Here is a 25,388-nt window from a genome sequence, read left to right on the forward strand (position 1 = left end):
CACAGGGTGGGGAACGGCCGGGGCCCGGGCAGGCCGCCCGGAGTCAGCCGCCTACATGACCCCGGTAGGTACCAGCAGTGCCCACGCCAGCGCCGGAGCCACCAGGACCACGCCGCCCGCATAGAACATCAGCTGCTTGTAGACCCGCGGGCGGTCGTTGTCGCGGGCGTTGGCCACCACCAGGGCGCCGTCGGTGGAGAAGGGGAGACATCGACGACGGTGGCGGCGACGGCCAGCGCGGCAATGGTCCCGGAAGAGCTGAGCGAGCTCGTGGCCAGCAGCGGGCCGGCCAGCGGGATGAAGGCGGTCAACAGGGCGGTGGAGGAGGCGAAAGCGGAGCCGACGCCAATCACGTAGCACAGGATGAGGGCGATCAGCAGCGGCGCACCGAGTGCCAGGGCCTCCCCGGCGAGAGTGTCGATCATGCCTACATGCTGCAGCAGGGACACATAGGTGATCATGCCGGCCACCATCAGGACGGTGGACCAGGAGATCCCGCCGATGAACGACCGGTGTTCCCTGACGTTAATGAAGGCCAGCAGGAGGCCCGCGGAGAGCGCAACGAAGCCGATGGGCATGTGGAAGCCGAGGGTACAGACGAGCATGCCGGCAATCAGTGCCAGCGTCAGCACCTGCTGGCCATGCGGGCGGCCGGTAGCGGTGTCGATGTCCTGGCCCCGGACGCCCGCGCCGTCGCGCAGCCTGCCCAGCAGGGCGAACAAGGCGATGGTCAGCACCGAGAGGAGCAGGTTCAGCGCGAAGCTGGCCAGGAACAGGCCCGCCTGGGAGATCGGGAAGCCGTTCCGGAGGGCAATGTCGTGGACCAGGACGCCGGCCACGGACAGCGGTGAGAACCCGCCTGCGTGGGCGCCGTTAACGGTGAAGGCGCCCATGACCACCGGGTGGATGCGGGATTCATAGGCGAATCCGATGGCGGCCGGTGCCAGCAGCGCAATCGCGGCGGGGGAGAACGTGCCCAGGGAAGTGAGGGAGGCCGCGATCAGGAAGAACACCCATGGGAGCAGCAGCATCTTGCCGCGGACCATGCGCACGCAGCCCTTGACGATGAGGTCGATCGTTCCGTTCCGCTGGGCCATGCTGAAGAAATACGTGACGCCAATGATGGTCAGGACGATCGTGGCCGGGAAGGCCTCAAGGATCTGCCTGTCCGACATGCCCAGCATGAAGTACCCGACGCCGAAGGACGCCACGAGTCCCATCACGCCGATGTTCAGCGGCCACTTGGTGGCGGCAACGAACATCACCACGAGTATCACCAGCGGGATGATCTGGACTGCAGTCATGCTCGGCTCCGGGTTCTGGGTGGCCGGCTGGCCATGCCGGCCATCGTCCACAGCAGGATACGACGCCGGGCGGAGCCGGACCGGGATGACGTGAAGGTTTCATCGAATACGAAATCCCAGGCCGTAGGCTGGAAGCCGGTCGGGGGTTCCCCGGCCGGTACAGCAGTTCCCAGGTGAAAGGCAGGACCATGACCGTTTCCAGCGACGATCCCCAGAACACCGCAGACCTCCGCGGGCCGGGCGACCCGGACGGGGCCAAGGACGAAACCAAGGACGACGTCACCAAGGCCCCGCAGTCCGGCCAGCACCTGGAACAGCCGGGAGCATCCAACATCCGCGAGGAACAGCAGGGCCATGCTGCCGGAACGGTCCCGGCATCGTATGTGGGTGGCGAAGAGGCTGACCCGGAACAGAAGCCCGAAGAGGCGCTGGCGGAGCCGGGCACCTGGGATGACGAAGTCTGACAATGATCACCCGCGCTGACATCGACCAGGCCGCGCAGCGGACAGCGGGCCTTGTCCGCAGGACACCAGTCCTGCAGGCTGATGCCGGCACCGCCGCCGGCCCGGTCTGGTTCAAATGCGAATTCATGCAGCACACGGGCACGTTCAAGGCCCGCGGCGCCCTGAACCGGATCCTGGCCAGCAAGGAACGGGGTGAACTGCAGGCGGACGTGGGGGTGGTGGTGGCATCCGGCGGGAACGCGGGCCTGGCAAACGCCTATGCGGCGGCCCAGCTCGGGGTGCCTGCAACGGTCTTCGTTCCTGAAGCGGCACCGGCCGTCAAAGTCGGCAAGCTCAGGGCCATCGGTGCCACCGTGGTCCAGGGCGGTTCAGAGTACGCGGCCGCCTATCAGGCCGCCATTGCGCACGCAGAGAAGACCGGCGCCGTCTACTGCCATGCCTACGACCAGCCGGAAATTGCCGCCGGCGCCGGGACCGTGGGCTCCGAGTTGCTGGAACAGGTGCCGGAGGTGGACACCGTCCTGGTGGCCGTGGGCGGCGGGGGACTGATGGCCGGCGTGGCTGCCGCAGTGGAAGGCCGCGCCAAAGTGGTGGCTGTGGAACCGGAAACTGCGCCCACCCTCCACGCCGCCCTGGCGGCAGGGGAACCGGTGGACGTCGCGGTATCGGGCGTCGCCGCGGACTCCCTGGGTGCCCGCCGCATAGGCGACATCGGCTTCTCCGTCGCGGTCCGCTGCGGCGTCAAAAGCGTCCTGGTCTCCGATGAACAAATCGTCGCCGCCCGCTCCGCGCTGTGGAACGACTACCGGATTGTGGTGGAGCATGGCGCCGCAGCCGCCTACGCCGCGCTGGCCTCCGGGGCTTACGTGCCCGGGAAGGATGAACGTGTTGCCGTGATCCTGTGCGGCGCGAATACAGACCCGGCGACGCTCTGAAAGGTCACCGGCCGCCCGGAGGGGCGGCCGGTTCCTTCGCCCGGCAGCCTAGCCGGCGGCCTGGCCGCAGAACTTGCTGTAGGTGCTGCCGGCCTCCTGGTAGCCGGACTGGAGATCGGCGAGCTTGTCCTTGTCCGGGTTCTCCTTGGCCTGCTCATCCGTGTACGCAAGGATCGAAGCGAGGGCGGGCTTGAGATCGTCCGACGCAACGGCGTGGATGGGGCGGATCTGGTTGGCGAGGTTGTTCATGCCCGTCTTGCCGGCGTTGTTGGCGGGGTTCGACACAACAGCCTGGATCCGCTCACAGGTTTCAGCGGTGGTCAGTTGGTGCGAGGCGGAGCAGGCCGTGGCGGAGGCAACGAGGCCGGCGGCAAACAGGGCTGTGGCGAGTTTCTTCATGGGTCCCTCAGTAGTGGTCAGAGGTTTCGATTGTAAGCAGATCGGGTACCTCCCCGCCTTCGGGGCGGCTTTCATTGCTTCTTTCCTTGGTCCCTTTCTGCCCTGCAGCCGGCTCATCGAGGACCCGCCACGCGCCACCGAGCGCACCACTGGCCGGCAGGAGGACCTGCCGGCCAGTGGTTGAACCCGCTGCTGCAGGGTCAGATGGTCCGCGGGGCCTTGGCCAGGTTGGCGGTCAGCTCAGCGGCCGTCTGCCGCTTCACGTAGGCCGGGCGGTCACGCTCCACCCGCCAGCTTTCCGAGAGCGGGCCGACGTTGACCGTGTCGAAACCGAACTCGTCGTACAGGCGCGTGACCAGTTCGGCGGCCTCCGGGTAGTCGCTGGCGGTGGCCAGCGCACGCCGGTTTTCGGTTCCCGCCGGAGTTCCGTCGGAGGTGATGTCCTTGGCCATGATGTGGTTGAATCCCTTGGCCACCTTGGACTCGGGCAGGTGCTCCTGGAGCAGGCCGGAGGTGGTGGCCTCGCCGTTGTCCAGGGCGGGAATCCTGCCGTCCCGCTCCCAGTAGTAGTTGTTCGTGTCGATGACAATCTTGCCGGCCAGCGGCTCGGCCGGAATGTCCTTGTAGTTCTTCAGCGGCACGGTGACCACGGCAAAGTCCCCGGCGGCCGCAGCCTCGGCTGCGGTGGCGGCGCGGGCCTTGGGGCCAAGCTCAGCCACCAGTTCCTGGAGGGTTTCCGGCCCTCGGGAGTTGCTGATGACCACGTCGTAGCCCAGCTCCACGGCCTTCCGTGCAACCTGGCTGCCAATATGTCCTGCACCGATGATTCCGATTGTTGTCATACGGGCGGCAACACCGGGCCGCGCCAGGATATTTCAGGGCCCTGCCAGTGCGTCAGTCCTGTGGGCTGCGGGAATGCTGTGCGGCCCGGTCCACGATTTCGTGCGCAATCGCATGGACCTTCTTGTTCAGCGACTGGCTTTGTTGGTTGATCAGCTCATAGGCTTCGTCCGCGGTGACGCCGGTGCGGCCCATCAGGATGCCTTTTGCCTGTTCGATGACCGCGCGGTTGCGGGCCGAGGCGGCGACTGCTTCCGTTGCCAGCTGGTGCCGGTCCGTATGGATCGATTGGGTCAGATCCACCACCACACCCCAGACGCCCACCGGGGTACCGTTTTCGATGATGAAGTCCGCCGAGAAGAGCAGCTTGTGCTGCCGGTCCTTTCGGTCCCGGATGGACACGTAGATCGATGACGGGCCGCCCGATGCCGCCACGCGGTCCCAGAACGCCTGCACGGTGGGCCTGTCGTCCGGTTCGATGTGGGCGAGGGCCATGTCCATCGAGGGGATGACGTCGCCACGCTCGTAGCCGTAAATGCGGTACAGGTCATCAGACCAGCGGAAGATACCGTCGGAGAAGAAATATTCCACCAGCCCGGTGGGGCAGTTGAGGTACGCGGGGCTAAGATCCTCCGCTGATTCCGGAAGTGAAGAGATGCTGTTGGAAGTCACAGTGGGGCCGTTCGACGTGCTGTATCCGGGCTCCCCTGGCCCGGAAATTCAAGTGAACAGAATATAGCAGTTCCCGTCGCCGGGATGGGCCCTTGTCCGCTTACATTCCCAGGTAGCGGCCGGGCCGGTGGTTCAGGGCCAGGACCAGGTTCAACAGGGTGGCGCCCACCGCGGACAGGACCACCATCAGCGGAGCAACGAGGACGAGGGATGCCAGGACGATGGCCACGTCAAGCACCATCTGGACGTAGCCTGCGCGCCACGCGAACTTCTCCTGCAGGAGCAGGGCCAGGATGTTGAAACCGCCCAGGCTGGATTTGTGCCGGAACAGGATCAGCAGCCCGACGCCGGCGAGCAGGTTTCCGCCCAGCACGCCGTACAGCGGGTCCAGGTGCACGGAGCCGAATGCGGCAGGGTGCACGCCGGCCAGGACCGAGACCAGTGCGATGGCCGCCCCGGTCCGAAGGGCGAAATCCCAGCCCTTCTTCCAGACTGCCAAGGCGAAGAACGGCAGGTTGGCCGCAAAGAAGATGATGCCGAACGGCAAAGGTACGGTGTAGCTGACCAGCAGCGCCAGGCCGGCGGTTCCGCCCGTCACCGCCCCGCTCGACTTGAGCAGGAACAAGCCCAAGGACGCTGCGAAGGTGCCGGTAAGGATGCCCAGGACGTCCTCGACTGCCGAATGGCGGACGGCCGACGACGGCCCTGGACGCGCCGCCGTCGGCCCTTCCTGGTGCCCGCGGCCGTCCATGCTGGGTGCGGCGGCGGTGGTTTCCGCGGGGGCGCTCACTGGGCCGCGCCCGACTGGGGCAGGAACCGTCCGCGATTGGCAAGGACGGCAAGCACCCTGTCGTTCGTGTCCGGGTCCGCAAGCGTAATCCGGACGCCGTCCTTGGCGTAGCCGCGGGCCAGGATGTCGGCCTCACCCAGGGCGGCGAGGACCTGTTCGCGGAGCTCGTCGGATGCGCGGAGCCAGTAGAAGTTCGCCTGGCTGTCCGGTACGTCCCAGCCATGGCCGCGGAGGGCGTCGATGACCCGGCTGCGTTCCGCCGCCACCGCCTCCGTCCGCCGGAGGATTTCGTCCCCGGCCGCAAGGGAGGCAACCGCGGCGGCCTGCGCCATCCTGTTCACGCCGAACGGCACGGCGGTGCGCCGGAGGCCCTCCGCGATCTGCGGCCGGGCGATCGCGTAGCCGATCCGCAGGCCGGCGAGTCCGTAGGCCTTGGAGAAAGTGCGCAGGATACAAAGGTTGGGGTACCGGCGGTAGAAATCCAGGGCATCAACGCCGGGTCCGCGCTGGAACTCGATGTAGGCCTCGTCCAGCACCACCAGCACCCGCGGCGGGACGGACTGGAGGAACTCCTCCAGCTGGCCGGCGCTGATGGAGACCCCCGTGGGGTTGTTGGGTGAACACAGGATCACCAGCCGGGTGCGGTCCGTGATGGCAGCCGCCATGGCGGGAAGGTCGTGCTGCTCATTGGCCAGGAGCGGCACGGGCACCGAAACGGCGCCGGCCACCGCCACCAGGATGGGGTAGGCCTCGAAGGAGCGCCATGCGAACACCACTTCGTCGCCGTGGCCGCACACGGCCGAAATGATCTGCTGGAGCACCCCGGAACTGCCCGGGCCGGCAGCGACTTCCTCGGCTGCGACACCGAAATGCCGGGCAATGGCTTCCCGGGCCTCCGGCGCTCCCATGCCGGGGTACCGGTGGATCCGGCCCGCTTCCGCCGAAATCGCCTCCACAACCGACGGCAGGGGAGCGAAGTGGCTCTCGTTGGCGGCCAGGGCGGCCGTCAAATCAGTCTGCGCGCCCTTGCCTGCCACGTAGGCGGGCAGCTGGGCGACGGCGGCACGGAGTTCCGGCATGGCGGCATCGGGAAGGGTAGCGGTCATGGACAGCATGGTGGGGTGAGGCAGGACGTCTGCGCAACACAGACGTCCCGGGCAGGACAGATCAGGCACCTACTTGCCGGGAAAGTGGCAAAATGCTCACTATGCACCACATTGATGCCCTGGACGCCGAGATCCTCCTCACACTCGACCAGGACCCCCAAGCCACCGTCCTTTCACTGTCCCGGACGTTGGGCGTGGCCCGTAACACCGTGCACGCCAGGCTGAGGCGGCTGGTGAACGACGGCAGCCTGGCCCCTTTCAGCCAGCGGGTGCGCACAGCGGCGCTGGGGCTGCCGCTGGTTGCCTTCATCTCGATTTCCATCAGCCAGTCATCCAGCGACCAGGCCGTAGCGGCACTGCAGACCATCCCGGAAATTATCGAAATGCACGCCACGACCGGGGACGCGGACCTGCTCGCCAAAGTGGCTGCGAAGGACCCCGCCGATCTCCACCGGATCACCAACGCGATGCTGGCCATCGACGGCGTCGTCCGCACCAGCACCGCGATGTCTCTGGTGGAAGTGATGCCCACACGGACCCTGCCCCTGCTGCGGGCAGCCGCGCGGAAGTAGCGGGACCGCCGTCAGGCAAGCTGGTCCAGGGCGTCGATGAGCGCGTCTACGAATGCGGTCAGGATGGCCGGCTGGGTGCGGCCGGTCATGGTCTGGATCTGGCCTTGGCGTTGCCGCAGCACCGGGTGCTCCAGGGTGACGGTCACCAGGTCCTCCTTGTCGCGCCGGTCCAGCGACAGGCCACCCACCAGCGAAACGCCGGCGAACGGAAAGAAACGTAACAGAACAATTTCTCCCATTAGGATCCCGTCAAAGCCTTGACTGAAATTGTCAGGCGCTGATAGACGTTAAGGGCAGAAAGCGTTTCCTCGCAGCAATCCTCCTCAAAATCACTCGTAAGGCGGACTGTCCACTGTGAATGAAACGTTCCAAAATGGCTGGGCGGTGCCCTGTGCTGCCGCCGCATCAAAGGAGATGTTCTTTTGGCAAACCCCTCAATGTATTCCCCGACGCCCCGGACGGGCAGGGCGCCGAAGGCTGCTGCTGCCGCCCTGGCGGCGGCAGCGATTGCCTTCACCGGCCTTCCATCAGCGGCCGCGGACCCCGCGGCGCCGGCACTTCCCGCAACGCCGGCAAATTCCGGCTCCCCGGCTGTCCCGGCAGCGCCGGCAGGGCAGCAGCTGAAGCGGCAGGTGGAAAGCCTTGACCGGGCCCCGGTCGCCGTCCTGACGGACCAGGGCGTCTCGCTGGGCTGGCGGATGCTGGGCCTGGACAAGGACAGCGTGGGCTTCCACGTCATCCGCGACGGCGTCCAGATCACCGATCAACCCGTCCGTGGCACCACCACCTACGTGGACCGCGCAGGCAAGGCGGACTCCACTTACGTCATCAAGACCGTGGGCAACGGCGAGGGGCAGGACAAGCTGAGCGCCGGGTTCAGTCCGCTGGCCCAAAACTACCTGCCCATCAAGCTGGATAAGCCGGCCGACGGCGTCACCCCGGCGGGGCAGGCCTACACCTACAGCGCCAACGACTCGAGCGTGGCGGACCTGGACGGCGACGGCGCCTACGAAATCATCCAGCTGTGGAATCCCTCCAACGCGAAGGACAACTCCCAGTCCGGGTACACCGGAAACGTCTACGTGGACGCCTACAAGATGGACGGCACCAAACTCTGGCGCATCGACCTGGGCCGCAACATCCGCGCCGGCGCCCACTACACCCAGATGCTCGCCTACGACTTCGACGGCGACGGCAAGGCCGAAGTTGCCTTCAAGACCGCCGACGGCACCACGGATGCCGCGGGCACCGTCATTGGCGACCCGGCGGCTGACTACCGCAACAGCGCGGGCTATGTCCTGTCCGGGCCGGAATTCCTCACGGTGTTCAATGGGGCTGCCGGCACCGCCATGGACACCGTTCCCTATGATCCGCCCCGCGGCACCGTCACCGCCTGGGGGGACGGCTACGGCAACCGCGTGGACCGGTTCCTCAGTGCTGTGGCATACCTCGACGGCGAGCATCCGTCCATGATGTTCAGCCGCGGCTATTACACCCGTACCGTCCTGGTCAGCTATGACCTGGTGAACGGCAAGCTGGCCAAGCGGTGGAAGTTCGATTCCGACGCTGCCGGGGCTGAATACAAGGGCCAGGGCAACCACAACCTCTCCGTGGCGGACGTGGACCAGGATGGCAAGGACGAGTTCGTCTTTGGCTCCATGACCATCGACGACGACGGCCAGCCGCTGTACAACACCAAGCTTGGCCACGGCGACGCCATCCATACCGGCGACCTCGATCCCTCCCGGCCCGGCCTGGAAACGTTCGCGGTGCACGAGGACATGCGGTCGAGTGGAAACCGCGGTGCCACCTTCCGTGACGCCGCCACCGGTGAGGTCCTGTGGAGCATCCCGGCCTTCAAGGACACCGGCCGCGGCGCCACCGGCGACATCGACCCCCGTTTCCCGGGTTCGGAGAGCTGGGCGGTGGGTGGCGACGCCGCGTGGAACTCCACCGTCGGCTACCTGATGTCCGCCAAGGGTGAGCGGATTTCCGACAAGATTCCTGCCGCCAACTTCATGGCCTGGTGGGACGGCGACCTGCTGCGCGAGATCGTGGACCACGATTTCGACGCCGTGGCCGGCTATGGCGTGCCCACCATTTCCAAGTGGAATTGGGAAACGGAGTCCAGCGACCGGCTGTTGACCGCCACCGGCGCCCGCACCAACAACTACACCAAGGGCAACCCGTCGCTGCAGGCGGACCTCCTGGGCGATTGGCGCGAAGAGCTGGTGTTCCCGTCGGCTGACAGCACCGAGTTGCGGATCTATACCAGCACCTCACCCACCGACGTCCGGCTCCGCACCCTGATGCACGATCCCATGTACCGGACCGGCGTAGCGCGCGAGACCGTGGGCTACAACCAGCCCCCGCACCCGAGCTTCTTCCTCGGTGAGGGCATGCAGGCCCCGGCCTTGCCGGCGGTCTACTACGCCGGCAAGGCCAAGTAGCACGGAGAAGAAAGCGCGGCCGCTCCGCCCCATCCGGGGGCGGGGCGGCCGTCTTTTTATGTGCTCGGCCGCGGATGCATGATCCGCATCTGGTCCCAGGTCCGCTCCGAGGCCGCAATGCTCCGGGTGGACCGTTCACGGTCCAGGGAAGCCAGCTCGACGGCCACCGCCTGCACTGCGGCAACGGCTCCCGTGAGGGAGGGGAAGAAGCCCGCGCTTTCGGCGGGGACCACGATCTTATGAACGGCGTGCGCTGCCACCGGCGAACTTGCGGTGTCGGTGATGCTGACGATCCGGGCCCCGAGCTGATGGGCGATGTCCACGGCGCGGACTGTGCTGTCATAGACCCGCCAGAGGCTGATGGCAATGACCAGGTCGTCCGGGGTCAGGCGCGCGACCGCATTGGTCAACGCTGCCACATCGGCATCCAGCAGCCGGACGTCATAGCCGGCGATGATGCCGTTGTGCTCCAGCGCCTTGCCCGGAATGGCGTAGCTGCCGGCGGCGATGATGAGGGTCTGCCGCGCACCTGCCATGGCCTCCGCAACGGCATGGATCACGGCAGGGTCCACGGTCCGCTCCAAGTGGGCCAGGTTGGACCGGTCCGTGGTCAGGGATGCCTGCGCCGGGCTGCTCACGTGGCCGTTGTGTTGTGCGGCGATCTCCACGGCGCTCAAGGACGCCAGGAAGCGGGAGCGGAGTTCGAACTGGAACTCCGCCCAGCCCTTGAAGCCTAGCGTCTGGGCGGTCCGGGTCACGGTTGAGGCGTTCGACGACGCCGCGGCGGCTATGTCGCTGACGGAGCCGTAGGAAGCCAGCCGCGGCTGGGAACGGAGGACGCCCAAGACCTGCAGCTGGCGGGCCGCGAGCTTCCGCCCCTGGGCCTGGCCATCGAGCCATTCGGTCAAGGTGGCGCTGTTAACTTCTTGTTTCACCTATTGACCTCCGCAAGTGATGCACGTAACTTCAATCTACATGCACAGATCTGTGCAAATCCTAAAAACTGTACAACTTGGCCCACTTCGGCAGGATTCCCAATGTCTCTCACAGCACGCCTGGACCGGCTCCCACTCAGTCGTCCACACTACAAGCTCCTCCTCATCGGAGGGCTCGGTTACTCCTTTGACGGCATGGACGGCGCCGTGGTGGCCTTCCTGCTGCCGCGCATCCAGGAGATCTGGGGCCTGAGCACCGCAAGCCTGGGCCTGGTGGGCTCGGCAGCGCCGCTGGGCTTCTTCTTCGGTGCCATCCTGTCCGGCTGGCTGGGTGACCGGTTCGGCCGGAAGAAGGTCATGCTGTGGGCGCTTGCCTTCTACTGCGCCATGTCCGTGGTGGCCGCCGTCGCCCCGAACTTCGAAGTCTTCCTTGTTGCCCGGGTCCTGGCGGGACTCGGCGCCGGCGCGGAGAGCGTCATCATCGCCCCGTTCCTTTCGGAGTTCATTCCGCCCAAGCGGCGCGGCTGGTTCATCGGGACCCTGGCCGGGTTCTTTTCGTTCGGCTTCGTGGCCGCGGCGCTCATCGGGCGGTTTGTGGTTCCCCTGGGTGACGACGGCTGGCGGTGGGCCCAGGTCATTACCGCCGTCCCCATCCTCCTGCTTCTTTGGTGGCGCCGCAGCCTTCCCGAATCACCCCGCTTCCTCATGAGCCAGGGCCGTGCGGCGGAGGCTGAACGGGTGGTGGAAGGGTTCGAGCAGAAGGTGCTCCTCGCCACCGGCAAGGAGCTTCCGGTGGTGGAAGGCGGTGGGGAAGACATCACCAAACACGGGCAGAAGATCAGCATCTGGAACGCCCTGAAGGTCATGTGGTCTCCCGCCCTGCGTCGGAGGACCGCCGTGATCTGGCTGATCTGGTTCGTGATCACCTTCTCCTACTACGGATTCTTTTCCTGGATCCCCACCTTGTTGGTGGGGCGCGGAATTACCGTCACCAAGAGTTTCGAATACTCCATCATCATTTACCTTGCGCAGATCCCCGGCTACTTCTCCGCGGCCTGGCTGTGCGACCGGATCGACCGCAAGAACACCATCGCCCTGTACCTGGCGGGCTCGGCCCTCAGTGCGTTCTGGCTGAGCCAGTCCAACGATTCCGGGATGATCCTGGTGGCCGCGGCAACGCTGTCCTTCTTCCTCAACGGCACCTACGCCGGGGTTTACGCCTACACCCCGGAACTCTTCCCCACTTGGATGCGCGCCACCGGCGTCGGACTGGCCAGCGCGGTAGGGCGCGTGGGCAGCATCCTGGCGCCGTCCATCATCGGTGTGTTCGCCGCAACGCTCGGCTTCGGCGGCGTGTTCACCATGACCACAGTGGTCCTGGCCGTGGGCGTTCTCGGAGTCGTCATCTTCGGAACGTCCACGGCGGGCAAATCGCTGGAAGACATCAATGCCCGCACCGAACCCGAGCAGGCAGCCGTGTTGGGAGGCGGCAAATGACGCAGGATCCCAACCCCGCCTTCCAGGAAATCTACGAGCACCTCCGCCGCGAACCGGGCGTCATCCTGTTCACCGCGCTGCGCTGGCTGCCGGGGCCCTCCGTGCTCCGAAGGGTCTCCACCAGCCACCCGGTGGACTACCCGCTGGGTGCCGAAAAGTCGGTGGAAATCTCCGAAGGCTGGCTTGACACCGTCATAGCCAACCAGCGGCCGTTCCTCGCTCCCGATGCCGCCGCCCTCGCGGAGGTGTTCACGGACGTCGCCTTGATCCAGTCCCTGGGCTGCGGCGCAGTGATCAACATCCCGGTGACAAGCCACGGCGAGGTGGTGGGCGTCTTGGCATTGCTCGACGCCGAGGGGCAGTACACCGGCCACAGCCTGGACGCGGCGTCCGCGGCAGTGTCCGCTGCCTCCGAAAGGCTTGCCGCAGCCTTCATCGATTCAGACCAAACCATTACGACAGGAAAGGATGCAGTCCTCCCGTGACCTCCTCCACCGAACCACTCGTCATCAGGAACGCCCACGTCCTGGATATCCATGCCGGCACCTTCTCCTTGGCCGACGTCGTGACCTCCGACGGAAAAATCCGCAGCGTTGGGCCTGGTGCGGAAGCGCCGGATAATGCGCGGGTCATCGATGGCACGGGCAAATACGTCATTCCCGGCCTCATTGACGCCCACGTCCACGTGGTGGCTTCCAGCGCGGACTTCCGGTCCTTGACCTGGACGCCCGCCTCGTACGTGTACGCCCAGACTGCGAGGATCATGCAGGGCATGCTGAGCCGGGGCTTCACCACCGTGCGCGACCTCTCAGGCGCCGACTTTGGCCTGGCGAAAGCCCAGGCCGAGGGGCTCCTGGAGGGGCCGAAGCTGCACTTTTGCGGCCGCGCCCTCAGCCAGACCGGTGGCCACGGCGACATGCGCCTTCCCGGCGAGGACCACGAACCCAACGGCCGGGGATGCTGTGGCATCGGGCGGGTGGCGGACGGCGTGGACGCCGTGCGCGCCGCTGCCCGCGACGAGCTCCGCAAGGGGGCCCACCACATCAAGATCATGGCGTCCGGAGGTGTGTCTTCCCCGACGGACCGCATCGACTCCACCCAGTACTCGCTCGAGGAGATGCGGGCCGCCGTCGAAGAAGCGGAAGCGGCCAACCGCTACGTGGCAGCCCACGCCTACACGGCCCGGGCCATCAACCGCGCCCTCGAATCTGGGGTCAGGTCCATTGAACACGGCAACCTCCTTGACGACGAGAGCCTGCGGCTCTTCCTGGAGAGGGATGCCTTCCTGGTGCCCACCCTGGTGACTTACTGGGCGCTGAAGGAAGAAGGCAAGGAGTTTGGCTTGACCGAGGAGATGTGGGCAAAGGTGGATTCAGTCCTCAGCAGCGGCCTGGAAGCGATCGCCCGGGCGCACGAGGCCGGCGTGAAGATGGTGTACGGCTCGGACCTGCTGGGCGGGATGCACCGGCACCAGAACGAGCAGTTCCGGCTGCTGGGCAAGGTCCAGCCGGCCATCGACGCCATCCGGTCCGCGACCACCACCGCCGCCGAACTGCTGGGCCGCCCGGGTGAACTGGGAGTCATCGCCCCCGGAGCGGACGCTGATGTGCTGGTGCTCTCGGCGGACCCGGTGGAGGACATTGCCGTGCTGGCGGACATCGCCGACCACCTGGAATACGTAGTCCAGGATGGCACCGTCGTCGGCGGACGCGCCTGACGCTCCTGCGAACGGAAACGGGCGACGACGGCACCTGGCCAGGTGCCGTCGTCGCCCGTTTGTCCGCGGCGGTGGACTTGTCAGTCCAGGTACTTGCCCACCAGTGCCAGGTTCTGGATCACCGCCAGCCCGAACTGCGCCGTGTCATTGGTGGAGACGGTGGGTGCCTCGTCCACGGGCAGCAGTACGTGGGGTGGCTCGATCCGGCGCAGCGTGAAGGCGGATCCGTGGTTCAGGTGCTCGCCACCCTCGGTGAACTTGTCCCAGGCCCGGGCTGCGAGGTCACGATCCTGCAACCTTGCCGCCGCGTACGCCGTCAGCCGGCTGTGCGCCTGCGTCAGGTAGACGCCCTCCAAGGGCTGGCCGACCGCTTCCACTTGCTCCTCCTTGGTGGCCAGGAACAGGCGGCAGTACTGCAGCCAGGCCCGTTCGAAGTCCGCATCCGGCACCAGGTCCACCAGTTCGCTGCAGATCTCCACCAGCCCGAAGACGGCGCTGAGGTGTGAGACCTGGATCTGTTCGCGGCCAGTGTCGAACCGGCCTTTGTCCAGGTCGTACAAGGCTTCGCCGGTGAGGAAGCCGTACTTCAGCGCGCCGATGTCCGCCATGGTGCCCAGCAGCCGGTCCCGGGACCATGGGTTTCCGGTGCGTTCCCAGTCGGTGAGCCAGGTAGCGGCCAGGGATCCCCAGTCTGTCCCCAGCCCGACGCCCAGGGCGCCCCGGTTGGGCCGGTAGGTGGCAGCATCCGGGCGCACCTTGCGGACCGGATCCAGGCCCAGGAAGTTCCGGTCGCTGTCCACCAGTTCGCTCAGCAGGTCTCCGGTGCGCTCGTCGGCCGTGAGGTAGTAGTAGAAGCGGCGGTAGGCGGGGGTGCTGATCCGCAACTGCTTGGCGCTGCAGCCCCAGTGCTGGACGTTGTGCCGGGAACCCAGGCCCTTCCATGGCCCCAGGTGGTACACGTCCACCTCGCCGGTATGCCGGGTCATTGCCTCGGCGAAGCGGAAGATGTCTGCCCGGCCCGAGCGGAGGTAGGAGTACCACAACCACAGGTCGGGGGAGAGCTCGGAGTTGTCCCAGGCGTATCCGCCCACGTCGTAGCGCCACACGTGCCGGTCGAAGTCATACGTGTGCATCACGTCGCCGAAGTTCCAGAAGCCGTACCAGCGGCGCTGCTCCACCTGGCCGGCGTAGAAGTCAAAGAGGAAGTCCAGCTGGTCCTCCAGCCGGGCACGTGCGGGAGTGCTGCGGTCCACCGGGTCCCAGTCACCGAAGACGCCCACGGAGTGCAGGTGTTCCGGCGTGGCTTGCAGCAGCGCCGGGGTGGACGCGGCGGCGGCGTCGGCGGCGAGGCCCACGGTGGACGGGGTGGCGTCATAGGCGAACAGGGTCACCTCGTGGGTGCGGGCAATGCCGGTGGGATTGCCGAATCCGGGTTCGTAGTCCTCGTAGGTGATCTCGAGCCCCTCGAGCTGCTCCTCGAAAGTGTCCTGGCCCAGGCCGTCGTGGTAGAACCGCAGGTCCATGGGCTGGGCTTCCGGGGAGAACAGCCATGTCGTCAGGGTTGCCTCGCCGGTAGCAGCGCCGCGGATGTCCAGCTGGCCCGGGTGGGACTGCCAGAAATCCTTGATTCCCACGCCCAGGCCTCCGCGGGTGTCGCTCAGGGAGCAGAAGCCTGCCGAGCGGGTGCCGCCGGAGATTCCCACCCAGCCATGGCCGCCGGTGGTCCGCTTGCGCAGTTCGAATCCGTCCGCGTTGAGCTGGGTAAGGGTGTAGTCGCCCCAGCTGGGGATGAGGTGCAGCCGGCCTGAGACCTCGGGGTTCCATGCCTCCGTGGGGGGAGTGGCGCGGCCGGCGATTTGCGCCTCCCGTACGTCCGCGCCCGGGTCCCGGCGCAGCCCGGTCAGGCCGCGCACGGCCTCGGTGAGGAACCCGCCGTCGGCCCCGGCGATCCGGACGTGCCGGTCATGCAGTTCAGCCTCCAGCGGCACGCTGAACCGGACGCCGAGGCCGGCCAGGAAGTCCCGCTCCGGGTCCCCGTCCCAGATGAAGGAGTGCACCATGCGCACGCTGCGGGCGTTGGCGTGGAAGTAGAAGCGCACCACAAACGGCAGCCAGTCGCGATGCGCGATGTCCGCCAGGTCGGGGTGGTGGCGCCCTTCCAGCCGCACCACCGCGCGCACGGGCCCGGCTTGTTCCAGGACGACGGCGGTTACCTCGCCGGTGAAGGCCTTCCGGCCCGCGGTTCCGGCCCCTTCGGGAACGCCGTCCTGCAGCAGGCTGACCAGCCGTGCGTCGCGGGCAACGGGCCTGCCGTCCCTGGACAGGCTGCTGAACAGGGTGGATCCGCTGCGGTTGATCACCATCTGCAAGACGCCGGTATCAACTGTCAGCGCGCCGGCATCCTCGGTGACCGTGACGGCCGTACCTTCCGGCGCCTGCCGGCCTGCTGCTGCGGGCGTACCGGCGCCGGTCCGCACCCGGTAGGTTTCCGACGGGGTGTCCGTCGCCGGGAGGGCGATTCCCGCCCATTTCAGGGAGCCGTCCGGCCACGTGGCCAGCGGCCACGCCTGGCTGGGGAGGGGAGTGCCGGCGGCGTCCGCCACCGAAAGTGCATCAGCGCCGGGCACTGAGCCGCGGGCGAACGGCATGCCCCACGTTGTACCGCCGCTGATTTCTGCCGGGGCCTGTCCATCGATCCACCTGATGAGGGTGCTGTCCGTCATGTCATCCGATTCCACTGGTGATTGCCGCGCTCAGGGGTCCCGCCAGAATGCAGGAAAGCGCTTTCTCGATTACGACTACAACGTAATAGACGGCAATACCGGGCGCAAGGGGTTTCTGCCTTCCGGACTACCTGCCCGGCTGGTGACGGTCACATCTGATGAGTGTTCGGTCTTCGTGGCCAGGGTCCCGGAGGCCCATCCGCCCGGACGCATCGACGCTTGAACCGGACAATGCCAAGCTTTCACGCTGGCGTCCTGCCGCGGGCGTGAATACGGATGGCCGCCGTCCCAGCGACAGCGGCCATCCGAGCTTGTTAGTCCAGCGGCAGGGTTACCGTCACGCTGGTGCCGCTGCCCGGTGTGGATGTGATCTCCACTGTGCCGCCGGCTTCCTGGACGGCCACCGCCATCAGCCGCAGCCCGTACCCGTGGTGCCGCCCGCACGTGGCGGCGTCCCGGTCAAAGCCCGCACCGTCGTCGGCCACCACCAGGCGGATCCCGTGGTCAACGGCCAGCAGTTGGACGGTCACTGTGGATGCGCCGGAGAACTTAAAGGCGTTGCTGAGGGCTTCCCGGGCCGACTGGTACAGCAGGGAGGCACAGTCCGCCGGGATCTCGATGCCCCAGTGCGGAGTATCCCAGTGGACCGTAATTCCGTGCTGGCGAAGCGGTGCCGTGAGCCGGTCGATGCACCCGGCCAGCCCCAAAGTGTGGAAATCGAGCGGCTGGAGGTCGGTCAGCACGCCTCCGACTGTGGTGACTTCGTTGTCCAATGCTGTCTTGGTTCCCATGACTTCCTGCTCCCCAAGCTGGTTTTGTCTGATACCTCCAGCGTGGACCTCAAATGTCTAGGGGGTGCAAGATTTGCCTCAAGATCGGATCAATTCTGCGCGGGGCACCATGAGGCGAAGGTGGTCTGTGGTGCGTGCTCCCGGAAGCATGAACGAAATAAGACGAAGGACGTCCCATCTCCTGTACACTAATGGAAGACGAGAGGCCGCCGCCCGGTGCGGTCAAAGGAGATGACGTGACAGTAGCATCCGCAGCGGTACCGCCCGCAAGGTTCAGTGCACAAATCCGGTCCCATGCCCTCCAGACCCGAATCATGGAGCTCATCCTGGAACGTGGCCTGGATGTTGGCGATGCGCTGCCCACCGAGAGCGAGCTGTCCGCAGAGCTCGGCGTCGGGCGGAACACCGTCCGGGAATCCCTCAAGGTCCTCCAAGCCCTCGGCGTCATCGAAATCCGCCATGGCTTTGGCATGTTCGTGGCACCCAACAACTTCAGCGCCCTGGTTTCCGGACTGACGTTCCGCGGCCGGCTGTCCCTTCGGCACAAAGGCGAAGAAGCCATGGAGCTCATCGACGTGCGCCAGGCCCTCGAGTCAGGGCTGATTGGTTCAGCCATCGACCTGCTGACGGAGGAACACCTCGCGGACCTGAAGTCCTCGATGGAGGCCATGCAGGCCGCCGCAGCCCAAGGTGAGCCGCTGGCCGAGCACGACGCGGAATTCCACCGGAAGCTCTATGCCCCCCTGAACAACGAACTCCTGATCAATCTCATGGATGTGTTTTGGCAGGTCTACCGGCAGATCCATGAGGCCCTGGGATCGGGGCCGGTCAACCTGGAGGAACAGGCCCGGATCCACTGGGACATCTACGAGGCCGTGGCCAACCGGGACAAGGCGCTCGCGGCCGAACGCCTGCAGCGCCACTTCGACGGCATCCGCCAAAAACTCAAGGACGTCGCGTCCGCCTAGCGGCGCAAACCCGGATCCACCACGCTTCCGCGGCAGGCGGCCCTACGCCGGCCGGCCCGGCTGCCGCATGCCCTGCTTAAGTCCTTCCTTACGAGAAAGCCCAGCCTTGGAAATCTTTGTCGTTCCCGATGCCGCCGCCACCGGTGTGGTCGCCGCCGGGATTCTTGCCGCCGTCGTCCGCTCCAAGCCAGCCGCCGTGCTGGGCGTGGCGACCGGAGGCTCTCCGCTTCCTGCCTACGCAGCCCTTGCGGGGCACCGGCTGGACATGTCCGGGGTCCGCGCATTCGCCCTGGACGAGTACGTCGGGCTGCCTGCCGGACACCCGCAGAGCTATGGCGAGGTGGTGCGGCGGGAGGTGACCGAACGGCTGGGAATGGACCCGGCGCTCGTTCGGGTACCCGCCGGCAACGCGGCGGACCCCGGGCAGGCAGCCGAGGACTACGACGCTGCCATTCGTGCTGCCGGCGGGGTGGACGTGCAACTCCTGGGCATCGGGCACAATGGGCATCTTGCCTTCAACGAACCAGGATCCGCTTTCTCCTCCCGCACCCGGGTGGAAGTCCTGGCCGAACGCACGCGCGCCGCCAACGCCCGGTACTTCACGTCCGAATCCGACGTGCCGCGCCGGTGCATCACGCAGGGACTCGGAACCATCCTCGAGGCCCGGCACTTGCTCCTGGTGGTGGCCGGAACTGACAAAGCCGGCATCCTCGCCCGCGCCCTGCACGGCGAGGTCTCGGAGGACTGCCCCGCATCCGCGCTGCAACTCCACCAGCACGTGACGGTGGTGGCAGACGAAGCCGCGGCGGCACTGCTGGCTCCCGGCAGCGGCCAGGTTCCCGTGCGCGTTCCCCGGGAGGCTGTTGGCGTCTAGGACCGTCCCTCCGTGTCCCGGCCGCCCGGCCGCCACCACAGGATCCTGCCCGTCGGCCCGTTGCTGCGGCACGACGGCGAAGGCTGCGACACGAAGGCAAAGCAAAAGGGCGCCGCCTGCACGGTGTAGCGTGCAGGAAGATCAACAGCCTGAGGGGGCAGCGCTTGAATATCACCGAGTCCGTCACAGCCGTGCGTCCGGCGCACGGAGACCTCGGCAGCGGGCATCCATGAACGCCAAACGGCAGGCGCAACCGTTGACGTTGTTCTGGAAACTCATCATCACCCTCTCCGCCGTGGTGGGCGTGGGTACCTGCGCGGGTCTTTGGCTTATTTACACGCACTTCCTGATGGCAACGCCCGGGACCATGGCAGTGCTGGAACGGCAGCTGACCAAGAGCGACGCCATCCAGGCCATCCAGGACGAGGACCGCGAAGCGGTCATCCGTGAATCCCGGAAGCTCGCCTCCTATGAGTCCATGACCTACTACGCCGCGCCGGCCAGGACGTCAGGCGTCGCATGCCTGGTGGGGAAGTATGACCTGGACCAGGTGTCCTACTGGGAGGCCTGCGACTACATCCCCGACGGCCGGGACATCCTGGCGGAAGTGCAGGACCCCGACGGCAGGGACATTCTCTTTGTCCCCGACCAGTTTGATCACGGCCCGATGGAACGGGACGGCTGGGTCACCCTGCACCGCAACCTGCTGGTCATGCCCTTCACTGAACCGCGGCAGCCCCAAGCTCCCGAACTGCTGACCCGCAACGCAACGTTGCAAAAGACCGGTTAGCCGCGGTTAGGCCAAGGCGTCCACGAACCAGCCGGTGAGGGTGGCGGGGTGCGTTATGGCCGTGCCCACAACCACCGCGAAGGCGCCGGCGTCGAGGGCCTGCCGGGCTTGCGCCGGCGAATGGACACGGCCCTCGGCGATCAGCGGGACACCGAAACCGGCCGCTGCGATATCCGCCAGCAACTCCAGGTCCGGGCCGGCGGTCTTGGGGCGCTCGCCGGTGTAACCGGCCAAGGTGGTGCCGATGAGGTCCGCACCGGCCTCGACGGCGGCGGCGGCATCCTGGAGCGAACCACAGTCCGCCATGACCAGGGCGTGGGATTCCTGGTGGATCCCGGCGACAGTCTGCGCCAGGGTCAGGCCGTCCGGCCGGTCACGGCGGGTCCCGTCCACCGCCACCACGTGGGCGCCGGCGTTGGCCACGGCCAGGGCGTGCCTGAACGTGGGTGTGATGAAGACCCCGTCATGCCCGTCTTTCCAGAGCCCAATGACCGGAACCTCGACGGCGGCGCGCGTGTACTGGATATCTGCCAGGCCTTGCACGCGGACCGCCGCGGCGCCGCCGATCACGGCGGAGGCAGCCACCTGGGCGGTGGTGCGGGGATCCCGCATGGGTTCGCCGGGGTAGGCCTGGCAGGACACGATGAGCCGGCCCCGCAGGGATTCCAGGGCTTCGGGGGACAGGATCATGGAGTGCTTCCTTGGCTGGTGTGGAGGGGCAGAAGAACCAGGCGGGCCGCGCCCACAAGGGCAGCGGCATTGCCCAGGGCCGCGGGTACCACCGGCAGGTCTCCCAGCGCCGGCAGCAGTTCAGCCCGGAGCGCCACCCGCATGGGCTCCCACCACCGCTCCCCGGCATCGGCCAGGCCGCCGGAGACCACAACGATTTCGGGATCGAGGATGTTGGCCAGGCCGCCCACCGCCTGGCCGGCGGCCGCAGCGGAGGTGTGGATGGCCTTGGCGGCAGTGGTGTCGCCGGCGCCGGCCAGGGCGAAGACGCCGCGGGCGTCGCGGGCAGGGGCGGTGCCACCCAGCCGGAGGTAGGCCTCCAGGAGGGCCGGGCCCGAGGCGATCGCTTCGACGTGCCCTGACCCGCCGCAGACGCACGCCAGCGCAACGCCCCCGTGAAAGGCGTGCGGTGAGGCGAAATGGCCCACATGTCCGCCGGCATGCCGGTGTCCCAGGACGGGCCGGCCGTCCACCACGAAACTGCCGCCAACGCCCGTGCCGAACGCCACCAGCAATGAACTTGCAGTCCCTGCGGCCGCTCCGGTCCAGGCTTCACCCAGGGCGTGGGCGTGGACATCGTTCACTGCCCGGACGGACGACGCCGGCAGGTCCAGCCGGGCGGCCAGGCCTGCGGTCAGTGCCGTCCCGGCCCAGCCCCGGATGGCATCCGTGGCCGAGACCACCACGCCGCGGGCGGAATCGATCACACCGGCGGAGCCGATTCCAACCCCCGACACGGCCAGGCCCTCTTTGCGGGCCCGGCCAATCAACGCGGTAACCAGCGCAGCAGTGGCATCGAGGATGGCGGACCCGCCGTCACGGTTCAGCGTAGGGATGGTCTCCGAAAACAGAACCTCCCCCGCGGCAGAGACCACTCCCGCTGCAGTCTTGGTACCGCCAAGATCAACACCAACGGCGTACATCACCAGCGTTTTACACCAGGCCGTTGCGTTCGAGGATGACCTTGATCGCGGTGGTCTCTTCTTCGTTCAACGCCTGCATGGGTGCGCTCATGGTGTTGGATTCGATGACGCCCATGAGCTGCAGCGCCGTCTTGAAGGCACCCAACCCGGCCGCCCCTCCGGAGACTCGTCCGTTGGGGGTGTAGACGATCTCGAAGAGGTCGGCCAGGCGGTCTTGTTCGGCGGCGGCTTTCGCCCAGTCGCCGGAAGCTGCAGCGTCCACCAGGTTGCGGTAGCCGCGGGGATCCACGTTGCCCAGGCCCGGAACAACACCTTGTGCGCCGCCGAGCAGGGCACCGTCCACCACCACTTCGTGTCCGGTGAAGATGTCGAAGTTGTCGATGCCACGGGCGGCGAGCAGGAGCTGGCGGAAGGCGACGTCGTCCCCGGAGGAGTCCTTGACGCCGGCGATGACGCCGTCGCGGCCCAGCCGGACCAGCAGGTCGGTGGGGAGCTTGAAATGGGTGCGCACGGGGACGTCGTAGGCGAAGACCGGGACGTCAACGGCTGCATGGATGCTCCGGAAATGCGTTTCGGTTTCCTCGGCGTTGCCGATCGCGTAGTACATGGAGGTGACCACGATGGCATCCGCGCCAAGGTCCACCACCCGCTTGGCTTCCTCGATGACGCGGTTGGTGGTCTGTTCGTTGGCGCCGACGATCAGGGGCACGCGGGCTACGCCAGCAGCAGAATTCGCCTCGGCGATGGTGCTGACCACCTGTGCGCGTTCGGCGTTGGTCATGTAAGGCACCTCCGCTGAGGAGCCCAGGACGAAGAGCCCGGACACGCCGCCGTCGAGCAGGTGCTTGGTGAGGTTCTGCAGCGAGGCGGTGTCGATGCTGCCGTCTGCGTGGCGGGGGGTGACGACAGGGGGAATGACGCCCGAGAACTGGGAAGACACGGAAAACTCCAATGCGTGGTTGTAAGAGGTGGGGTTGAAAATTTCAGGTGTGCAGCAAACTGGGTGCGGCACCGAGGAGTTTGCGGGTGTAGTCGTTCCGGGGGGTGTCGAACACCTGGGCCGCCGGTCCTTCCTCCACGATTTCGCCGAAGTACATGACGCAGATGCGGTCGGAAACGTAGCGGACGGTCTGGATGTCGTGGGAGATGAACACCATGCCCAGGTTCAGTTGGGTCTTCAGGTCCGAGAGCAGGTTCAGCACCTGGGCGCGGACGGACACGTCCAGCGCCGAGGTGGGTTCGTCGGCAACGATGATGTCCGGGTCAAGGGCCAAGGCCCTGGCGATGGCAACACGCTGGCGTTGCCCGCCGGAAACCTGCGACGGCGTTACTTCCGCCGCGGAGGCTGGCAGGCCTACCAGCGCCAGGAGTTCCTTGACTTTGGCGGCCCGGGACGCGGCGTTGCCGATGCCGTGGACCTGAAGCGGGTCGGTCAGGATGTCCTGGATGGTCATGCGCGGGTTCAGTGCCGTGGCGGGGTCCTGGAAGACGACGGAGACGGCGCGGCCAAACTCCTTTCGCATGGCGGCGTTGCGTTTGATGGCCGGTTTGCCGTGGAACAGCACCTCGCCGGACGTGGGCGCCTGCAGCCCCACCAGGACCGAGGCCAGGGTGGACTTGCCGCACCCGGATTCGCCAACGATGCCCACCGTTTCGCCGCGGCTGATGGTGAAGTCAACCCCGTTGACGGCCTTGACGATGTTGGGCCGGAAGAGCCCCCCGGTGCGTGCGCGGTGATGGACCTTTACGTCCTTGAGTTCGATGACCGGTTTGCCGGTGGATACGCTCACTTGGCGTCCTCCTTAAGGTGGCTGGCCCAGTAATGGTCCGAGTCCCCGCCCACGGCGGTGAGGACCAGTGCCTGGTTGGGGTCGGCATCGCTGCGCAGCGACCGGGGTGCGAAGCGGTCGCCGCTGGCGAAATCCTGGGGCGAAGGCACGGTGCCGGGGATCTGGTGGAGGCGGGCAGCGTCCGCTTCGATGGAGAGCACGGCACCCAGCAGGCCGCGGGTGTATTCGTGTTTCGGGTTCCGCAGCAGTTCGGAGGCGCGGGCGGATTCAACCACCTGGCCGGCGTACATCACCGTGATCCGGTGGGCCAGCGAGGCCACCAGCGCCAGGTCGTGGCTGACGAACACCATGGCGAAGCCCAGCTGCTCCCGCAGTTCGTTGAGCAGGTCCACCACCTGCTTCTGGACGGTAACGTCCAGCGCGGTGGTTGGTTCGTCTGCCACCACGATCTTGGGCGAGCGGGAGAGCGCCATGGCGATCAGGACGCGCTGGCGCTGGCCGCCCGAGAGCTCGTGGGGGTAGCTGGCCAGGGTGCGGACGGGGTCCAGTTTGACCATCTCCAGCAGTTCGGCCGGTGTCTTCCGGCCGCCGCGGCGGGTCAGCTGCGTCATCTGGTCCTTGATCTTCATGGACGGGTTCAGCGAGCTGAGCGCGTCCTGGTAGACCATGGCGATCTGTTCGCCGCGAAGCCCCTGGTAGGCCTTGACGTTGCTGTGCCCGGTTTTTGGATCCAGCAGTTCCTTGCCGTCGAAGGTGATGGAACCGGTGATCTTCGCTGTCTTGGGCAGCAGGCCCATGATGGCCAGCGACGTGATGGACTTGCCGCAGCCGGATTCACCCACCAGGCCCATGGTTTCGCCTTCGCGGACGGTGAAGGAGACGTTGTCCACGATGGCTGTGTCACCGAAGCGGCCGGGGAACCGGATGGACAGGTTCCTGACTTCCAGGACGGTGCGGGTGTTGGCGGGGACCTGGGGCAGCCGGTCGGTGCGGGTGGCCTCGACGGCGGCGAGGAGTTCCAGCTCGCGGTCCAGCAGGGCGTGCGGGGTGGCGGCCGCCGCGCGGCGGTCGGTCAGCAGGGCGGAATGGGCCAGCTCGCGCTCGCCGGCATTCGCAGTTGTTGCCTCGCGGACGCCGTCGAGCTCGTGTTCCTCTACGACTGAGGGTTGCGCAACCGAGGTGGCCACCTCGGTGTCCACCGCGGCGACAGCCGCGCCGGCCACCGATGCCGCAGCGCCGTCGTCGTCCTTCACCGCAGGTGCCTTGCGGAGCCGCGGGTTCACCATGGCATCGGTGAGTCCTTCGGCCAGGATGTTCAGCGCCAGCACGGTCAGCAGGATGGTGAGGCCGGCGAAAGTGGTGGCCCACCACCCGCCGGAGAGGACCAAGTTGCGGCCGTAGGAGATCACATTGCCCCACGACGGGGCCGGATCCTGCACGCCGGCGCCCAGGAAGGACAGCGAGGCTTCGAGGATGATCGCGTCGGCCACCATCACCGTGGCGAACACCAGGACGGGGGCCGCGGTGTTGCGCACGATGTGCTTGGCCAGGATGTAGAAGCGGCCGGCGCCGATGACCCGTTCCGCCCGGACGTAGTCCTCGCCGTACTGGGCGAGCACGTTGGCGCGGACCACCCGGGCCAGCTGCGGGGTGTAGATGATGGCGATGGCCACGATGATGGTGGGCACCGAGTTGCCGAATGCCGCCAGCAGGACCGCCGCCAGGGCGATGCCCGGGAACGCCATGAGGATGTCCATGAGGCGCATGAGCAGTTCGTTCACGGCTTTGCTGGATGTCGCGGCGAGCGAGCCGAGGAACGCGCCGGCGAGGACCGCCAGGGCCACGGCGCCCAGGCCGATCATCAGCGAGGACTGGGAACCGTAGAGCAGGCGGGAGAAGATGTCGCGGCCCAGCCGGTCGGTGCCGAAGAAGTGCTCGGCGCCGGGAGGCGTGGCCGGCAGGAAGGTCTCCAGCGGGTCGTGCGGTGCCAGGACCGGGGCGAAGAGGGCCGCGAGGGCGATCACCACCAGGAAGGAGAGGGCCAGGCGGGAGCCCCAGGGCAGGGCCTTGAAGCGAAGTCCGGGGGCGCTCAGACGTTCAGCGAGTTTGCTGCGCATGG

The 25,388-nt window shown here is 67.0% G+C and carries 26 protein-coding genes; 10 read left to right on the forward strand and 16 right to left on the reverse strand.

What is annotated here, in order from left to right; all coding sequences use genetic code 11:
• Positions 1–51 precede the first annotated feature (51 nt).
• Together QRM96_RS10880 and QRM96_RS10885 are read right to left on the reverse strand one after the other, a co-directional pair.
• A complete protein-coding gene (locus tag QRM96_RS10880) occupies positions 52–180 on the reverse strand; it encodes a hypothetical protein (RefSeq protein ID WP_285319666.1) in 129 nt (42 codons plus the stop codon).
• Positions 129–1,304: an SLC13 family permease gene (locus QRM96_RS10885; RefSeq protein WP_285319667.1), complete on the reverse strand. Its 1,176-nt coding sequence runs from the start codon at positions 1,302–1,304 to the stop codon at positions 129–131. Before QRM96_RS10885 ends, QRM96_RS10880 begins: the two co-directional genes overlap by 52 nt.
• A gap of 188 nt (positions 1,305–1,492) precedes the next feature.
• Between QRM96_RS10885 and QRM96_RS10890 the strand changes: the two genes are divergently transcribed.
• A complete protein-coding gene (locus tag QRM96_RS10890) occupies positions 1,493–1,768 on the forward strand; it encodes a hypothetical protein (protein WP_018760893.1) in 276 nt (91 codons plus the stop codon).
• A 2-nt stretch (positions 1,769–1,770) separates the two neighbouring features.
• Entirely contained in the window at positions 1,771–2,703 is a 933-nt protein-coding gene (locus QRM96_RS10895; RefSeq protein ID WP_285247804.1) for a threonine/serine dehydratase, read from the forward strand.
• 48 nt (positions 2,704–2,751) lie between these two features.
• Here the strand turns inward: QRM96_RS10895 and QRM96_RS10900 are convergent, their stop codons facing one another.
• The 5 genes from QRM96_RS10900 to hisC all read right to left on the reverse strand — a co-directional run bounded on the left by QRM96_RS10900 (position 2,752) and on the right by hisC (position 6,519).
• On the reverse strand, positions 2,752–3,102 hold the full coding sequence (locus QRM96_RS10900) for a hypothetical protein (RefSeq protein WP_018760895.1): 351 nt from the start codon (positions 3,100–3,102) through the stop codon (positions 2,752–2,754).
• A 200-nt stretch (positions 3,103–3,302) separates the two neighbouring features.
• Positions 3,303–3,971, reverse strand: coding sequence for an NADPH-dependent F420 reductase (locus QRM96_RS10905; RefSeq protein ID WP_331271247.1), 669 nt, complete (start codon positions 3,969–3,971; stop codon positions 3,303–3,305).
• 25 nt (positions 3,972–3,996) lie between these two features.
• A complete protein-coding gene (locus tag QRM96_RS10910; protein WP_018760897.1) occupies positions 3,997–4,614 on the reverse strand; it encodes a PAS and ANTAR domain-containing protein in 618 nt (205 codons plus the stop codon).
• Between the two features lie 100 nt (positions 4,615–4,714).
• A complete protein-coding gene (locus QRM96_RS10915) occupies positions 4,715–5,365 on the reverse strand; it encodes a YitT family protein (protein ID WP_285319820.1) in 651 nt (216 codons plus the stop codon).
• Positions 5,366–5,400: 35 nt separating this feature from the next.
• The gene (gene hisC / locus QRM96_RS10920) at positions 5,401–6,519 is read right to left on the reverse strand and encodes a histidinol-phosphate transaminase (RefSeq protein ID WP_285319669.1); all 1,119 of its coding nucleotides are present in this window, start codon (positions 6,517–6,519) and stop codon (positions 5,401–5,403) included.
• Positions 6,520–6,602: 83 nt separating this feature from the next.
• Here hisC and QRM96_RS10925 point away from each other — a divergent pair, with 83 nt between their 5' ends.
• On the forward strand, positions 6,603–7,082 hold the full coding sequence (locus QRM96_RS10925; RefSeq protein WP_165838029.1) for an Lrp/AsnC family transcriptional regulator: 480 nt from the start codon (positions 6,603–6,605) through the stop codon (positions 7,080–7,082).
• An 11-nt stretch (positions 7,083–7,093) separates the two neighbouring features.
• Here the strand turns inward: QRM96_RS10925 and QRM96_RS10930 are convergent, their stop codons facing one another.
• The gene (locus QRM96_RS10930; protein ID WP_018760901.1) at positions 7,094–7,321 is read right to left on the reverse strand and encodes a hypothetical protein; all 228 of its coding nucleotides are present in this window, start codon (positions 7,319–7,321) and stop codon (positions 7,094–7,096) included.
• A 198-nt stretch (positions 7,322–7,519) separates the two neighbouring features.
• Between QRM96_RS10930 and QRM96_RS10935 the strand changes: the two genes are divergently transcribed.
• On the forward strand, positions 7,520–9,532 hold the full coding sequence (locus tag QRM96_RS10935; protein WP_285319822.1) for a rhamnogalacturonan lyase: 2,013 nt from the start codon (positions 7,520–7,522) through the stop codon (positions 9,530–9,532).
• Positions 9,533–9,588: 56 nt separating this feature from the next.
• On the opposite strand, the gene QRM96_RS10940 is transcribed toward QRM96_RS10935, so the two are convergent.
• Entirely contained in the window at positions 9,589–10,467 is an 879-nt protein-coding gene (locus QRM96_RS10940; RefSeq protein WP_109045637.1) for a MurR/RpiR family transcriptional regulator, read from the reverse strand.
• Positions 10,468–10,569: 102 nt separating this feature from the next.
• On the opposite strand from QRM96_RS10940, the gene QRM96_RS10945 reads away from it, so the two are divergent.
• The 3 genes from QRM96_RS10945 to QRM96_RS10955 are packed head-to-tail and all read left to right on the forward strand — an operon-like array spanning position 10,570 to position 13,681.
• Entirely contained in the window at positions 10,570–11,964 is a 1,395-nt protein-coding gene (locus QRM96_RS10945; protein WP_285319672.1) for an MFS transporter, read from the forward strand.
• A complete protein-coding gene (locus QRM96_RS10950) occupies positions 11,961–12,449 on the forward strand; it encodes a GAF domain-containing protein (protein ID WP_109045638.1) in 489 nt (162 codons plus the stop codon). The genes QRM96_RS10945 and QRM96_RS10950 overlap by 4 nt, the downstream gene beginning before the upstream one ends.
• On the forward strand, positions 12,446–13,681 hold the full coding sequence (locus QRM96_RS10955; RefSeq protein WP_018760906.1) for a metal-dependent hydrolase family protein: 1,236 nt from the start codon (positions 12,446–12,448) through the stop codon (positions 13,679–13,681). The genes QRM96_RS10950 and QRM96_RS10955 overlap by 4 nt, the downstream gene beginning before the upstream one ends.
• Positions 13,682–13,761: 80 nt before the next feature.
• On the opposite strand, the gene QRM96_RS10960 is transcribed toward QRM96_RS10955, so the two are convergent.
• Together QRM96_RS10960 and QRM96_RS10965 are read right to left on the reverse strand one after the other, a co-directional pair.
• Positions 13,762–16,404, reverse strand: a complete 2,643-nt coding sequence (locus tag QRM96_RS10960; RefSeq protein WP_285319673.1) for an exo-rhamnogalacturonan lyase family protein — start codon at positions 16,402–16,404, stop codon at positions 13,762–13,764.
• A gap of 314 nt (positions 16,405–16,718) precedes the next feature.
• Positions 16,719–17,195, reverse strand: a complete 477-nt coding sequence (locus QRM96_RS10965; RefSeq protein WP_285319675.1) for a sensor histidine kinase — start codon at positions 17,193–17,195, stop codon at positions 16,719–16,721.
• Between the two features lie 236 nt (positions 17,196–17,431).
• On the opposite strand from QRM96_RS10965, the gene QRM96_RS10970 reads away from it, so the two are divergent.
• The 3 genes from QRM96_RS10970 (at position 17,432) to QRM96_RS10980 (ending at position 19,827) form a co-directional block, all read left to right on the forward strand.
• Entirely contained in the window at positions 17,432–18,163 is a 732-nt protein-coding gene (locus QRM96_RS10970; protein WP_018760909.1) for a FadR/GntR family transcriptional regulator, read from the forward strand.
• Positions 18,164–18,269: 106 nt separating this feature from the next.
• Positions 18,270–19,037, forward strand: coding sequence for a glucosamine-6-phosphate deaminase (locus QRM96_RS10975; RefSeq protein ID WP_285319677.1), 768 nt, complete (start codon positions 18,270–18,272; stop codon positions 19,035–19,037).
• A 229-nt stretch (positions 19,038–19,266) separates the two neighbouring features.
• Positions 19,267–19,827, forward strand: a complete 561-nt coding sequence (locus QRM96_RS10980) for a hypothetical protein (protein WP_285319679.1) — start codon at positions 19,267–19,269, stop codon at positions 19,825–19,827.
• 6 nt (positions 19,828–19,833) lie between these two features.
• On the opposite strand, the gene QRM96_RS10985 is transcribed toward QRM96_RS10980, so the two are convergent.
• From QRM96_RS10985 to QRM96_RS11005, 5 genes are read right to left on the reverse strand one after another with little or no spacing between them, the layout of a single operon-like run.
• Complete coding sequence (locus tag QRM96_RS10985) at positions 19,834–20,517, reverse strand: N-acetylmannosamine-6-phosphate 2-epimerase (protein WP_109045645.1); 684 nt, start codon at positions 20,515–20,517, stop codon at positions 19,834–19,836.
• Positions 20,514–21,479 carry an ROK family protein gene (locus QRM96_RS10990; protein ID WP_285319824.1) on the reverse strand — a complete coding sequence of 322 codons (966 nt, stop codon included), beginning with the start codon at positions 21,477–21,479 and terminating at the stop codon, positions 20,514–20,516. The genes QRM96_RS10985 and QRM96_RS10990 overlap by 4 nt, the downstream gene beginning before the upstream one ends.
• A gap of 10 nt (positions 21,480–21,489) precedes the next feature.
• Positions 21,490–22,419, reverse strand: a complete 930-nt coding sequence (locus tag QRM96_RS10995; RefSeq protein WP_285319681.1) for a dihydrodipicolinate synthase family protein — start codon at positions 22,417–22,419, stop codon at positions 21,490–21,492.
• 43 nt (positions 22,420–22,462) lie between these two features.
• Positions 22,463–23,269, reverse strand: coding sequence for an ATP-binding cassette domain-containing protein (locus QRM96_RS11000; protein WP_285319683.1), 807 nt, complete (start codon positions 23,267–23,269; stop codon positions 22,463–22,465).
• Positions 23,266–25,386, reverse strand: a complete 2,121-nt coding sequence (locus QRM96_RS11005) for a dipeptide/oligopeptide/nickel ABC transporter permease/ATP-binding protein (protein WP_285319685.1) — start codon at positions 25,384–25,386, stop codon at positions 23,266–23,268. The genes QRM96_RS11000 and QRM96_RS11005 overlap by 4 nt, the downstream gene beginning before the upstream one ends.
• Positions 25,387–25,388 lie beyond the last annotated feature (2 nt).

The organism is Pseudarthrobacter sp. lyk4-40-TYG-27 (assembly GCF_030209295.1).
Classification (GTDB): Bacteria; Actinomycetota; Actinomycetes; order Actinomycetales; family Micrococcaceae; genus Arthrobacter.

Excerpts from the sequence above, each read along its gene's own strand:
- QRM96_RS10885 (WP_285319667.1), bottom strand. The coding sequence starts at position 1,304 with ATGACTGCAGTCCAGATCATCCCGCTGGTGATACTCGTGGTGATGTTC.
- QRM96_RS10890 (WP_018760893.1), top strand. The coding sequence starts at position 1,493 with ATGACCGTTTCCAGCGACGATCCCCAGAACACCGCAGACCTCCGCGGG.
- QRM96_RS10895 (WP_285247804.1), top strand. The coding sequence starts at position 1,771 with ATGATCACCCGCGCTGACATCGACCAGGCCGCGCAGCGGACAGCGGGC.
- QRM96_RS10900 (WP_018760895.1), bottom strand. The coding sequence starts at position 3,102 with ATGAAGAAACTCGCCACAGCCCTGTTTGCCGCCGGCCTCGTTGCCTCC.
- QRM96_RS10915 (WP_285319820.1), bottom strand. The coding sequence starts at position 5,365 with ATGGACGGCCGCGGGCACCAGGAAGGGCCGACGGCGGCGCGTCCAGGG.
- hisC (WP_285319669.1), bottom strand. The coding sequence starts at position 6,519 with ATGCTGTCCATGACCGCTACCCTTCCCGATGCCGCCATGCCGGAACTC.
- QRM96_RS10925 (WP_165838029.1), top strand. The coding sequence starts at position 6,603 with ATGCTCACTATGCACCACATTGATGCCCTGGACGCCGAGATCCTCCTC.
- QRM96_RS10930 (WP_018760901.1), bottom strand. The coding sequence starts at position 7,321 with ATGGGAGAAATTGTTCTGTTACGTTTCTTTCCGTTCGCCGGCGTTTCG.
- QRM96_RS10935 (WP_285319822.1), top strand. The coding sequence starts at position 7,520 with ATGTATTCCCCGACGCCCCGGACGGGCAGGGCGCCGAAGGCTGCTGCT.
- QRM96_RS10945 (WP_285319672.1), top strand. The coding sequence starts at position 10,570 with ATGTCTCTCACAGCACGCCTGGACCGGCTCCCACTCAGTCGTCCACAC.
- QRM96_RS10950 (WP_109045638.1), top strand. The coding sequence starts at position 11,961 with ATGACGCAGGATCCCAACCCCGCCTTCCAGGAAATCTACGAGCACCTC.
- QRM96_RS10960 (WP_285319673.1), bottom strand. The coding sequence starts at position 16,404 with ATGACGGACAGCACCCTCATCAGGTGGATCGATGGACAGGCCCCGGCA.
- QRM96_RS10965 (WP_285319675.1), bottom strand. The coding sequence starts at position 17,195 with ATGGGAACCAAGACAGCATTGGACAACGAAGTCACCACAGTCGGAGGC.
- QRM96_RS10980 (WP_285319679.1), top strand. The coding sequence starts at position 19,267 with ATGAACGCCAAACGGCAGGCGCAACCGTTGACGTTGTTCTGGAAACTC.
- QRM96_RS10985 (WP_109045645.1), bottom strand. The coding sequence starts at position 20,517 with ATGATCCTGTCCCCCGAAGCCCTGGAATCCCTGCGGGGCCGGCTCATC.
- QRM96_RS10990 (WP_285319824.1), bottom strand. The coding sequence starts at position 21,479 with ATGTACGCCGTTGGTGTTGATCTTGGCGGTACCAAGACTGCAGCGGGA.
- QRM96_RS11005 (WP_285319685.1), bottom strand. The coding sequence starts at position 25,386 with ATGCGCAGCAAACTCGCTGAACGTCTGAGCGCCCCCGGACTTCGCTTC.